The sequence below is a fragment of the Arachidicoccus rhizosphaerae genome (assembly GCF_900107765.1).
Taxonomy (GTDB): domain Bacteria; phylum Bacteroidota; class Bacteroidia; order Chitinophagales; family Chitinophagaceae; genus Arachidicoccus; species Arachidicoccus rhizosphaerae.
Genome location: NZ_FNQY01000001.1, coordinates 253,281 through 266,814 on the forward strand (window position 1 = coordinate 253,281; position 13,534 = coordinate 266,814).

Below are 13,534 nucleotides of genomic sequence, written 5' to 3' on the forward strand. Positions count from 1 at the left end.
AAAATCAGGCGAAGCGCTTCGCCAGGGATCATCCCTCGGCTTCAGAGTTATTCAGCGCCCTTTCAATCCTTTGATCCGGAACAATCCAGATAATGGCTGTTATCGTATAGAATATAATGGCCAGCCAGGGGATAAAAAAGGAGCAGACAATGCCGGCTAAATAGATAAAAGGGGATATTTTTTCTTTAAGTGTTTTATTTTCAACAGCTTTTGCTAAAATATTATTTCGACCGTTTGCGTCAATAAGCGTCTGCAGTAAGATAATCCACGCAAAAGCCGCCATTAAGAGTACCAGACCATAGATCGCCAGGGGTGCACTTGAATCATGGTGTTCGCCGACCCAGGCAGTGGTAAAGGGGAATAAAGAAAGCCAGAAAAGTAAATGCAGATTGGCCCAAAGGACTTTCCCGTTAACCTTTTTACAGGATTGTAGCATATGGTGATGGTTATTCCAATATAACCCCACATATACAAAACTGAGCAAATAGCTTAAGAATTTAGGAACGAAGGGGAGCAAATCACTAAACCGCCCCTCTCCTGTTTCGGGAACTTTGATTTCTAATACCATAATGGTAATGATGATCGCAAGGACCCCATCACTGAAGGCTTCCATTCTGTTTTTTTCCATATCCGGCGCTTTATTTTCTAAACAAGGGAAAATATTTCTTTGCCGAAAATAAGATAAAACCGGGTAATAATGATAAGAAAGGATTGATCTATGGGATTTTTATTAAAACGAAGCGCTATTGATTCTCAGGATTTTCCTCTTCATTCAATAATTTATCGAGTTTGGATTCCAGGCTATGAAGCTTCTGTTCTGTTTCCTGCATACCGATTAAAAATTCACCGGCTTTGTTTTGCTCGGTGGCCAGCCAGAGCAGCGCCATGGAAACATAATCCTGCATATCCTTGCCGGCAAACTTAGCCTTATATTCCATGACCTTGTCGTTGACCATTTTTACAGTCTTGCGTACGATTTCTTCATCGGCTTTGCTGGTTTTTAGCCGAAAACTGCGGTCTCCGATCAGGACATTAATTATAATAATATCAGTCATGGCATCAGGCTTCTAATAGGGTGAGGCATTTATTGATTTCTTTCAGATAATGATCAATGCGGGTTTCTAATAGTCGCTGCTGTTGTTCATCCATAGTCTTAGTAGCGGCAATAATTCCTGCTTCGAGCTTTAACTGTAGGGCCTCATAAGCCTTCTGACTTTTAGCCAGTGCGGTCTGGGTTTCTGCTAAGCTGTTTTTCAACTGCTTATTTTCTTTTTGCAATAATTGGTACTTTTTCAGGAGTTGTTCCAGTTTCTCTTCCAGATTTTTAAGTGCTGTTTGCTCCATAGAAGTACTAAATTTAAAATTATTGCTCTATTAATTTATTCCAGTGGCAAGGTCGCTTTCAAAGATCTCGCCACTGGAATAATTATTTACAAAGATAAAAACCCCTATTTTCTGATTTCTGCCTGTAACTGCTTTTCAAATCCGGTTATAAGCTTGGTCATCATCAGATCAATCTCTTTATCTGTCAATGTCTTTTGCTCATCCAGAAATGCAAAATTGATGGCCATTGATTTTTTACCGGGACCGAGTTTATCATTTTCAAAGACATCAAATAACCGGGTACTCCTTAGTAAAGGTAAGTTGGTTTTTTTAATGATATCCTGAATCTGATCATAATGAACCTGACGATCAACAACAAGAGCCAGATCCCTGTATACAGTTGGGTATTTAGGAACCTCTTTATAGGTGATTTTCTTCGTTTCTTTTAAAGAAATTAATGTGCCAAAATCCAAATCCAGGAAGAAGACAGGAACTTTAATCCCAAACTTTTCCCGCGTTTGAGCAGCAACACTTTGAATTTCAATGACTTTTTTCTTGTCGGCCAGGACCTCAATCAGGCCTGAACCCGGCTCAATCTGGAATTTAATCTGTGTAAATCCGCAGAGTTGCAATAAGGCATAAGCCAGTCCCTTAGCCTGATATATTGTATAGGCAGATCCTTTTTGCTGCCAGGTATCTTCATGATTTTGACCGGTAGTGTAAATAGCCAGGTGTTCTTTTTCAAAGTATTTTCCAACGCCTGTCGTGCTGTAAGTTTTACCGAACTCAAAAAACTGCAGGTTTTCATTTTTGCGGTTGATATTATAGGCCAGAGATTCCAGACCTGTTTCAATCATGGAAGGGCGCATAACATCCAGATCCGCACTGAGGTTATTAATCATCTTCACCACGGACTGTAAGGTTTGCTCATTATAATATTTACTGTCCGTAATGGAGTTGGTCATAATCTCATTAAATCCGCGGCCTACAAGAAAACCGGCGAGTTTTTCTTTCAGATCTTCTTTTAAACCGTTTTGATCAATTGCCGGTGTAATGGTAATGGAACTCGGAATATCAATATTATCCAGTCCGTCAATCCTTAAGATTTCTTCCACGATATCAGCCGGCAGGCTGATATCGGGTTTGCTGTAAGGAACTGCCACCCATACTTCATCCATTCCCTCCTTTATCTTTTCAAAACCAAGTGCTTCCAAGACATCAACAATGGTATCCTGATGGTAATTTTTACCACTTAGTTTTTTAAGATAATGATATTTTAAAGCAACATGTGTTTTTTCTTTAGGTGCAGGATAAAGGTCATTGATAGCAGAACTGATAGATCCGCCAGCAATTTCCTTAATCATCATAGCGGCTCTTTTGATTACATAGATGACATTAGAGATATCCACTCCCTTTTCAAATCGTACGGCTGCATCAGTCCGGAGGCCGTGGCGAACGGAAGTTTTTCTGATGGAAACCGGATTAAAGACAGCGCTTTCCAGGAAAATATCCGTAGTGGTGTCTTTTACCCCGCTTTGTTTACCACCAAATACACCGGCGATACACATGGGAACGTCACTATTACAGATCATCAGATCTTCTTTGGAAAGGGATCTTATTTTTCCGTCCAGCGTTTCAAAGGAATATCCGTCTTCCAGTGTTTTTACCTGGACCTGATTGCCTTTAATGGCTGCCAGATCAAAGGCGTGAAGGGGCTGACCCGTTTCATGCAGAATAAAATTAGTGATATCCACTATATTATTTATGGGGCGCAGTCCAATTGCCTTAAGTCTGTCCTGGAGCCACTGTGGGGAAGGAGCAATGGTAACTCCTGTAATAACCAAACCGCTGTACCGAGGGCAAAGTTCCGGGTTAAGTATCTGAATATCAATTTCCTTATCCTGGTTGTCCGGTTTGAAACCATTGACAGAAGGAAGTTTAATTTTAAAGGTACCGCTATTGTGGCGTGTCAGATAGGCCGTTACATCACGGGCCACACCCATGTGACTCTGCGCATCCATTCTATTAGGGGTAAGACCGATTTCATATATATAATCCGTATATACCGGGTATAGTGTAACAGCAGGCGTACCCACTTTCGTATCTTGGGGTAACACCAAAATGCCCTCGTGGCTTTCTCCAATACCCAGTTCATCTTCTGCGCAAAGCATTCCTGAGCTTTCTTCTCCTCTTATCTTGGCTTTTTTAATGGTTAAGGGTTCCCCTGCTTTATTATATAAGGTGGTGCCAACGGTGGCCACCAATACTTTTTGGCCGGCGGCTACATTGGGTGCGCCACAGACAATGTTCAGCGGGGATTCTGCTCCGATGTTTACTGTCGTGAGTTTGAGTTTATCCGCACCGGGATGTGGAATACAGGTCAGGACCTCTCCGACGACTACCCCTTCCAGGCCGCCTTTTATACTCTGATAGGATTCCAGGCTCTCCACCTCCAGTCCGATGGAGGTTAAAATCCTTGAAAGTTTTTCAGGGTCAATTTTTTCGGGTAAATATTCACTTAACCAATTATAAGAAATTGTCATGGATCTTGCTTTAATTAATGCGCTTGCCGCTAAAATAGTTTGCAAATATACGTGTAATTCGGCAATGCAGATAGCTCCTGCAATGTGACATAGGGTAAAAATTCTAAGGGCATTCATTCATTTTCAAGCGAAAATGGCCGCTTATGTGAGTAATGGCTGAAAAATTATTAATTTCACAGATTAAAGGCAAGTAAGAATCTATTCAACCATTAACCGACAAACTAAGAAAAAGGATGCAAAAATCATTGTTCACCCTGATTGGGGGATGTATTATTACATTAGGCCTGATGGCACAAACCGTCTCAGCCCAGGAACTCTATGTTCCCAGAAATATAAAAAAAGCCATTGCAAAAGGAACCCGGACCCTGACAGGGCAACCAGGCCCAAACTACTGGCAAAATAAAGGCGTTTATGATATTAAGGTAAAAGTCACCCCGGAAACCAGAATGGTGGACGGGCAGGAAAGCATTCAATACACGAATAATAGCCCGGATACACTTAAAATTATAGCCATCCGCTTTGTCAATAATCTCCACAAACCTACTTCGCCCAGATCCCATGTAACCGGACCTGATTTTCTGGACAGAGGATTGGATATCACTTCCATGACGATTGATAATCAATCTTATGCTGTAAATGATAAAGGATGGGGGACCGTGGGGGCTGTCCGGTTAAAACAGGCGATTTTACCGCACCAGACTGTCAATTTAAGCATTAACTGGAACTATCCTTTATCCAAACAAAGCGGCCGGGAAGGGCAGATTGACAGCACGACTTTTTATGTGGCATACAGTTATCCAAGAGTCTCCGTCTATGATGATTATAACGGATGGGATATGTTAGATCATTCAGACAGACAAGAGTTTTATAATGATTTTAATGATTATTCTCTGGCCGTTAGCGTTCCTAAAAATTACACGGTGTGGGCTACGGGAGATTTACTGAATCCGGATGAAGTCCTGCAACCAGCAATAGCTGGCAGGCTAAAAAAGTCCTATACATCGGATGATGTTATTCATATCGCTGATTTACAGGAAGTTTTAGGAGGCAAAGTTACCCTCCAAAATGACTGGAATACCTGGAAATTTAAAGCAGATCATATCACAGATATGTGCTTTGGCACGAGTAAAAATTACGTCTGGGACGCCGCCAGTGTGGTAGTGGATCCAAAAACAGGAAGAAGAGCCAGTGTACAGGCCGCTTTTAATGATACTGCCGCTGATTTTCATCATAACGTAGCCTGGGCGCAGCACTCATTGCATTACTTTTCTACCCAGTGGCCAGGTGTTCCCTACCCTTTTTCTAAGATGACCTCATTTCAGGGATATGCGGATATGGAATATCCAATGATGGTTAATGATGGAACGACTTCCGATCTTAAGTTTGCGCAAATGGTTCAGGACCATGAAATTGCACATACATATTTCCCCTTTTATATGGGAATCAATGAAACCAGATATGCCTATATGGATGAAGGCTGGGCAACGACTTTTGAATATTTAATAGGGCAGGAAGAATTTGGAAAGGCACACGCCGATTCCGTTTATAAAATGTTCCGGATTTCCAGGTATATTAAGGATCCTTCCACAGAAGAAGACCAGCCTATTATTTCTATGTCCACACAGGTGAGTGGCCTGGGTTATGGAAACAATTCCTATGGGAAGGCATCACTTAGTTACCTGGCACTCAAGGATTTATTAGGAGACGATTTGTTTAAAAAAGCCTTACATTATTATATGGAGACCTGGAACGGTAAGCATCCGATTCCATGGGATTATTTTGGTGCGATGAATACGGGATCCGGAAAAAACCTGAATTGGTTTTTCCAGAACTGGTTCTTTACCAATAACTATATAGATATCAAATTATCCAAGGTGGTTAAAGGGAATGGTGTTTATACATTAACCATTGATAATCCTGGCGGATTTGCCATTCCATTTGATATTAAAGTGGAATATTCCGATGGCAAAACAAGTGTTCAGCATCAGACTCCGCTTAGCTGGAAAGAAAATGGAAAACAGCAGATTATGAAAATTACCACCAAGGGTACTATTTCTAAAATCACCCTGGATGGTAATTTATTTATGGATTATACACCTGCCGATAATGTCTGGGTTAATAAATAGCCTTCAGATAATAGTATAAAAAGGATGTCCTCTTATTTAGCGGGTTTCCGTATTGCTAAATATTTAACAGGCAATGTTTTACCAGTAGTGGATTCTGCGGTGGACATTGCCTGTTTTTATAACAGAAGACTTAATTTTGAAGGGTTATGTCTAAAAAGCCAACCTTTATCTTCACACGAATTTTTAAACTTGTGTTTTCCCTGTGTATCCTGATTGGGTTTTCGAACTGTCATTCAGGTAAAAACGTAGGCCCCAATATCAGGAAAGTCAAACTTGAATTACCGGTCAGCCATTTTGAAAATGATTTTTTTAAATTGGATACCAATAACTTAGTGTCAGGTCTGGATAGTTTAAAAGTAAAGTATGGGTACTTTTATACAGATTACATGTATAATATTGCGGCGTTTTCGATGGAAGACGAAACGTTTTATATTCAGATAAAACACTTTATCCGGACCAACCGACAAATCTATGATAGTGTTTCATATTATATCCCCCACTTAGATAAACAGCTTCATGAACTTGAAAATGCCATAAAAAGAGCAAAAGTCTATTTTCCTGAACTAAGTATGCCGCCTCGGATAATCACTTATATCGGCCCTATAGATGGTTATGGAAGTTTTGCCAGTAAAGAAGGACTGGCTGTTGGCTTACAACAGTTTTTCGGAACGCAATACACCGGGTATCAAAACCAGCAGGATTACCTGGAAAGCCTCTTTGGCAGCCAGCGATTAAAACAATTTACACCAGATTATATAGCTCCGGCTGCTATAACCAGCTGGATTAACCGGACCTTTCCCGATAAAGCCGGCCATTATACGCTGGCAGACAAATTAATAGAAGAAGGCAGGAAGATTTATGTATTAAAGGCGCTTTTACCTGATCTGCCAGACTCCGCCATATTTGGATATACAGGTAAACAGCTGCAGTGGTGTACCGATAATAGTATTCTGATTAAAAAATATTTTGAACACGAGAATCTGCTCAAAACCAAGAGCCCGGAGAAAATCGTTACTTATCTAAGCGATAATTTAAGGCCGGACAGTCTGCCACCAGCTTTCCCGAATAATATCGGGAAATACCTGGGATTTAAAATGGTGGAAGATTATATGGAGGACCATAAAAAGACCGCTTTGCCACAACTTATGGAACTGGAATTATGGAATGTTAAGCAATAGTTCTTTTGCATTAAAATTCACAATTAAAGAATCATCCGGTCTTATAAATATGCCCGACTCATTTAATTGTAAATGAATGACATGATTAATCCCAAGTCAATTTATAATGTAGGATTTATTATGAGAAACCAAAGCTTTTTTGAACCCGTTCCAATGAACCAATTACTAAGGATTAAATAATTGATAATTAATAGAAAATTTCACAAATACAAGCTATTTGCAACATTGATACAAAAATATATTTTCCTAATACAAATATTAGTCTACTAATTTAATAGAGTATTTATTTGTGTATTATTTTGAATTTCAACTAATTATAAACATTAAGTAAATCAAACATATGAAAATTATTGAATATTGCGTTAAAGAGGTTTAAAAAAAATCCTGATAAAACGTTAATTATGTTCAATGGTTATTTAACTTTACCTCGTTGTTATCATTACAATAATGCTTAATAATTAACTAGAAAATCCATTGTAACTAACGACTCCAATCAAGATTTATTAATCAATTTTAAAAGTACATGAGACAAAAACTTTTATTACTTTTCTGTTTCGGGCTGTTTCTAATTGGGAACAGTGCATTAGCCCAAAAGGTGAGTGTAACAGGTACGGTACAGAACCAACAAGGTGAAGCTATTCCATCGGCTTCAGTAAAACTCAAAGGAACCAATGTAGGGGCCTTAACAGATGAGAATGGACAATTTAAGATTTCTGCAGAAATTGGCCAGACAATCTTGATAACTTCTATTGGTTACCAAGATAAATCAATAGTCATTAACGGCAAGAACTTGGCGATTGTTCTGCAAGCAACCAACAATGATTTGACGGATGTTGTGGTTACGGCGGGTGGTATCACCAGAAAGAAAATTGAACTGGGTGCTGCTCAAACCATTGTTGCCGGAGAGCAGATAACCAAGGCGAAAAGCGTAAACATTGCAGGTGGCTTACAGGATAAGGTGGCAGGTTTACAGATTCAGGGGACGACAGGCGGGGTAAATCCTAATTACCGTATTATCTTAAGAGGTAACAGATCCCTGACTGGTAACAATGAAGCTTTGATTGTATTAGATAACGTAATTGTACCTAATGAAGTTTTAGGTAACCTGAACCCTGAAGACGTTGAATCAATCAACGTATTACAGGGTGCTGGTGCTGCAGCCATTTATGGTTCAAAAGCGTCTAATGGTGCGATTATCGTTACAACCAAAAAAGGCCGCGCCGGAAACACTGCGATTAAACTATCTCAGACGGCTACGATAGAAAGTGTTGCGTTTTTCCCTAAAATGCAAAATAAATATGGCCAGGGTGGTAGTGCATATGGTTATGATGAAAATGGTTACCCAACATTTTCAAATATAGAAAACCAAAGTTATGGTCCTGCATTTGATGGTTCCACAGTGAATTTAGGAGAACCGTTGGAAGATGGCTCACAACAGACCATTCCTTATACAGGTAATGATTCCAGAAAGGATTTTTGGGATAAAGGCTTAACCAACCAAACTGATTTCTCTTTAACGAGTGGTGATGCCGTTTCTACTTTTTATATGTCAGGACAGTATGCTACTGTAAAAGGAACAACTCCTAAAGATAAATTCAACAGAGCTTCTCTTCGTGTAAATGGTAGCAGAAAGATCTATAATGATAAAGTGGTTGCTACTTATTCATTAGGTTTTACTCAGAATAACTATGATATCACTACGCAAACAGCAGACATATATAATAATATGTTGAACATGCCGTCTGATGTTGATATCACGCGTTATGCTAATTGGCAGACAGATCCGTTTGCAAACCCCAACGGTTATTATAACCCATGGTATTTAAACCCATACTGGGAACTGGATAATTATCGTCAGCATTCCCGTAACTCTTATTTAGTGGGTAATGTTCAGGTAACTTATAAACCTTTAGAATGGTTAGAGTTCACGGCCAGACAAGGTATTACCCATAGAAACTACTCAGATAAAACCTGGAATGGCTCATTTACATATTCCGAATATGCAAAAACATCCAGCAGTAACTCAAAATCAGATATCTCTGCGGCTGTTTCTGATGGTGAATTCTATAGCACCAATTTGCTGAGCGATTTGTTTTTCCAGGCTAAATTTAAAGCAAATGACTTTAGCTTTAATTTCTTAGGTGGTGGTCAATGGAATCAGGATGAATATAAAGGTGTAAATGTATCCGCTTCTCCTTTAGTTGTACCTGATTTGTATAACGTATCTAACCTGGTTGGAATTCCGGGCGCAAGCGAAGGAAACTATAAAGCTCGTACAATGGGTTTTTATGGTGATTTCCGCGTAGGTTATAAAGAATGGTTGTTCCTGCACATGACAGGCAGAAATGACTGGACTTCAATTTTACCGGTAAATACAAGAAGCTTCTTCTATCCTTCAGCTGACCTTTCCTTTATTGCAACCAATGCGTTGGATTTCTTAAAGAACAGTAATGTAATCCACTTCTTAAAAATCCGTGGTGGTGTATCAAAAGTGGGTGAAGTTAACCTTCCTGGTACTTATGGATCATATCAGTTACAGAGAACTTATTCTCAACAAAATGGATTTCCTTATGGTGATCTGGCTGGCTTCGGCTTAGACAATAGAATTGTCTCCAACCAGTTGAAACCGGAAATGACCAGACAATATGAATTTGGTTTTGATTTGAATTTATTCCCAAGAGATATCGTAACTGCAGCAGTTACCTATTATCATTCAACTACTTCTGACCAAACCGTTAGCACAGGTATTTCCTATGCTTCAGGAGGTAGCTCATATTTGACCAATGTTGGTAAAACAATGAGCCGCGGTCTTGAAACAGAATTGAAGATTAATCCGATCAGAAATGAAGATTGGGATGTGTCTTTCGGTGTAAACTACACATATCTGGATAATAAAGTAATCAGCATCGATGGTGACCTGATTAACCAGATCGCATTATCTTCCTATAGTGATGGATCAGGCTCCTATGCAAAAGCAGGTTATGCCTTTCCAGTAATTATGGGTCTGGATTATTACAGAGATGATCAGGGACATGTTATTGTGGATGCCGAAACTGGATTACCTACGAAAAACCCGACACTTCAGGTTTTAGGTAATGCTGTGGCTAAACACAGATTAGGCCTTGATTTTAATGTGAATTTTAAAGGAATTACCTTAGCCGGTCTATTTGAATACAGAGGCGGATATGATATGTATTTTGGTGGTGGTAACACTTATGACTGGGCTGGTACCGGTATCAGAACAACCATCTTTAACAGAGGCAGATTTGTATTCCCTAACTCTGTCTATGAAGATCCAAATAATCCTGGCACCTATATCAAGAATACAAATATTACTATTACAGACGGTAACGGTAACTCAGGATTTTGGACGGACGATTTAAACAGAGCTGTTTCATCAAATTATATTACTTCTGGTGCATTCTGGAAATTGCGTGAATTAAGCCTTTCTTATGATATTCCTCAAAGTTTCCTGAGAAAGACAAAGGCAATCAAGAAAATGACCGTAAGTCTTCAAGGGCGTAACTTATTTATCTGGTTACCCAAAACCAACCTGTATACTGACCCTGAATACAGTGAAGTATCCAGCACAAGTAATGGTGTGGGTATCACAGGTATAAGTTCTGCTCCTCCTTCAAGATATTATGGTGGTACTATTTCATTAACATTCTAAGAAAGGAAAATAATTTAAGATGAAAAAATTAATATATATATCAATGTTGAGCTGTGCAGTTGCCTTGGGGCTGTCTTCCTGCCAAAAGTATCTCAACATAAATGACAATCCTAATTCGGCGACAAGTTCAACCCCTGAACTCATGTTACCGCAGGCTTTGACTGCGACAGCAGCATTAGAAAACACCTATAACACAATGGGTGCCCAATTGGTTGGGTATATGGCAAATGCCGGCGGTTATGGCGGCTTTGGCTCAAATGTAACCTATAGCTATGGGAACGGAGATTACCAGGGTGTATGGACAAGTTCTTATGATAATTTGACAGATTACCAATGGATTATTAATAATACAGAAGGTAACTTAGATTATTCTTTTTATAATGGTGCAGCCAAAGTAATGAAAGCGTTGATTTTTCAGCAATTGGTAGATACTTATAATAATGTTCCTTATTCCGATGCTTTTAAGGAAACAGAGAATCTAACACCTAAATATGATGATGCAAAAGCTGTGTACGATAGCATCTATGCATTATTAGATGATGCATTGGCAACCATCAATAAGGGTCAGGCTGATTTGTCAGATAATGATGCAAGCAATGTGCAGGAATTTGGTAAAAAAGATGTCCTTTTCGGTGGAAAAATGGATGATTGGAAAAAGCTGGCCAATACAGTTAAATTGAGAATTGCAATTCGGGCTAAAGGTATTTTGACCTTTAATAATAATTACGATGCAGTAGGATTTTTGGATAAAGATGCATTGGTTAACCCGGGCTATCAGATTGCCAGCGGCAAGCAAAATCCAGAATATAATTCATGGGGATATACTTATGATGGATCTACCGCAAACAGAGCCTGGATGACCTGTACGTTTGTTTCTGCTTTTTATGATGGGAATAAGTTAGACGATTACAGAGGTTACGCTATTTATAATGGTTTTGGAGGATCTGGCTATGTAATCAACCAGCTGGGTGTTGAAAGCAATAGTGTTGCATCTGCTCCATCTGCAGGTAGCTGGATCAATACTTATACCGATGATAAGGATAATAACATCGGGGTATTAAAAGGCCCGAGCGCCAGCATGCCTATTATAACGCTTGCAGAAGCTGATTTTATGCAGGCAGAAGCTGCACTGGTTGGTGGCCTGGGTGTTTCAGGCGATGTAAAAACATATTTTGACGACGGCGTTTTAGCTTCTTACAAATATTTGTACAAATTCAGCGATGGAACAAATGATTTAACAGACTGGGATCCGGAAGCTGATTATGAGGCGTACTTAGAAATGAATCCTAATAGTTATCTGGTTCATTATGATTTAGCGGATGACAATGCGAAAAAGCTGGAAGCCATCTTAACGCAGAAATATATTGCACTGAACATGGTAAATTCAGACCAGTCATGGAATGACTTCAGAAGAACAGCTTATCCTAAAATCACAAATGGTTCAAGCAATGGTGTTTTAACCTTTGCATCTACCCAGTCAACAAGTTCCCGTACGGATAAATTACCGGCTAGAATTTTATATCCTACTACTGAACTTTCTTATAACAACGATAATATGCCGAAGGATATTAATCAATTTACATCCCGCATATTTTGGGATCCTGAATAACCCATGAACATTTAATTTCAATATAAATTTAATATATGAAAAAAATAACCATGTTTAGTGTATTTATTCTCCTTTTAACATTAGGGTTAAGCTCATGTCTAAAAGATGAATCATTAACACTTGATACAAGCAAATCAAATAGTGTAACTGAATTTGCAAACACGGGCACTCCGGCAGATTTACCATCAGATGGAGCAGCTGTCAGATACGCAATTGACTTAGGTTCTTTAAAAGCCGGAGACACCACCTCATTTAATATAAATGTGGATTATGCGGGTGCAAATATGGCTCCTTCAGACATTAAGGTCGTTGTGGATGTTGATCAGTCGCTATTAGCAACGTTTAACAGTGCGCATGCAGCTGATGAGGCAAATTATGAAATGGCGCTTACTGGATTGATTCAGTCAACCTTTCCTATAACCCTAACCATTCCAAAAGGGCAGCAGTTTGCACAGGCGAAAGTCAATGTGAAATTACCCAGTGACTATGATTTCAATGCAGCTTATGCATTGCCTTTAAAAATCAGCAGCACCTCTACAGGAGAAATCAGCGGTAATTTTGGCACCGCTATTTATTCTCTAAATGTCCGTAACATTTATGATGGTAGATTTACTGTAACAGGTACCATGGTTGATTTGACCAATGCAACCTTCCTTGCCTCCTATCCTAAAACAATTGATCTGGTTACAACAGGTGCATTTACGAATGCATATTGGGACAAAGATCTGAACGGTGGATACTACGGTTATAAATTTAATGCAGCAGGATCAGGTTCTTATTTTGGTAATTTTGACCCGGTTTTCAAATTTGATGCTGATGGAACAGTCGTGAGTGTTGCCAACTATTATGGAGATGCTAGTTCAAACTCCAGTGGTCGTGATGCGGGATTAGATCCAAGCGGTGTTAATAAACTGACATTTGATGAAAATGGTGTACCAAAAGAATTAAACGTAAGTTACTATATGTATCAAGGTGGTGCAATCAGATTAAAAGTAACCGAGAAATTCGTTTACCAGGAACCAAGACCCTAATTGAAATTTGATATTAGATTATGAAAAAACCCGGCTTTTAAGCCGGGTTTT

At 39.2% G+C, this 13,534-nt stretch carries 9 protein-coding genes; 5 read left to right on the plus strand and 4 right to left on the minus strand.

Annotated features, from left to right (window positions below; all coding sequences use genetic code 11):
* Positions 1-28 precede the first annotated feature (28 nt).
* From BLU80_RS00970 to pheT, 4 genes are all read right to left on the minus strand, one after another.
* Positions 29-628, minus strand: a complete 600-nt coding sequence (locus BLU80_RS00970) for a TMEM175 family protein (RefSeq protein ID WP_091392236.1) — start codon at positions 626-628, stop codon at positions 29-31.
* Positions 629-743: 115 nt separating this feature from the next.
* Positions 744-1,055: a cell division protein ZapA gene (locus BLU80_RS00975; protein ID WP_091392238.1), complete on the minus strand. Its 312-nt coding sequence runs from the start codon at positions 1,053-1,055 to the stop codon at positions 744-746.
* 4 nt (positions 1,056-1,059) lie between these two features.
* Positions 1,060-1,344 (minus strand): hypothetical protein, encoded by a 285-nt coding sequence (locus BLU80_RS00980; RefSeq protein ID WP_091392240.1) that lies wholly within the window; start codon positions 1,342-1,344, stop codon positions 1,060-1,062.
* 104 nt (positions 1,345-1,448) lie between these two features.
* Entirely contained in the window at positions 1,449-3,866 is a 2,418-nt protein-coding gene (gene pheT, locus BLU80_RS00985) for a phenylalanine--tRNA ligase subunit beta (RefSeq protein ID WP_091392737.1), read from the minus strand.
* Positions 3,867-4,099: 233 nt separating this feature from the next.
* On the opposite strand from pheT, the gene BLU80_RS00990 reads away from it, so the two are divergent.
* The 5 genes from BLU80_RS00990 to BLU80_RS01010 all read left to right on the plus strand — a co-directional run bounded on the left by BLU80_RS00990 (position 4,100) and on the right by BLU80_RS01010 (position 13,483).
* Positions 4,100-5,992, plus strand: a complete 1,893-nt coding sequence (locus BLU80_RS00990) for a M1 family metallopeptidase (RefSeq protein ID WP_091392242.1) — start codon at positions 4,100-4,102, stop codon at positions 5,990-5,992.
* A gap of 146 nt (positions 5,993-6,138) precedes the next feature.
* Positions 6,139-7,170: a gliding motility protein GldB-related protein gene (locus BLU80_RS00995; protein ID WP_091392244.1), complete on the plus strand. Its 1,032-nt coding sequence runs from the start codon at positions 6,139-6,141 to the stop codon at positions 7,168-7,170.
* A 523-nt stretch (positions 7,171-7,693) separates the two neighbouring features.
* On the plus strand, positions 7,694-10,843 hold the full coding sequence (locus tag BLU80_RS01000; RefSeq protein WP_091392247.1) for a SusC/RagA family TonB-linked outer membrane protein: 3,150 nt from the start codon (positions 7,694-7,696) through the stop codon (positions 10,841-10,843).
* Between the two features lie 19 nt (positions 10,844-10,862).
* Positions 10,863-12,452 (plus strand): SusD/RagB family nutrient-binding outer membrane lipoprotein, encoded by a 1,590-nt coding sequence (locus tag BLU80_RS01005; RefSeq protein WP_091392251.1) that lies wholly within the window; start codon positions 10,863-10,865, stop codon positions 12,450-12,452.
* A 35-nt stretch (positions 12,453-12,487) separates the two neighbouring features.
* On the plus strand, positions 12,488-13,483 hold the full coding sequence (locus BLU80_RS01010; protein WP_091392254.1) for a DUF1735 domain-containing protein: 996 nt from the start codon (positions 12,488-12,490) through the stop codon (positions 13,481-13,483).
* Positions 13,484-13,534 lie beyond the last annotated feature (51 nt).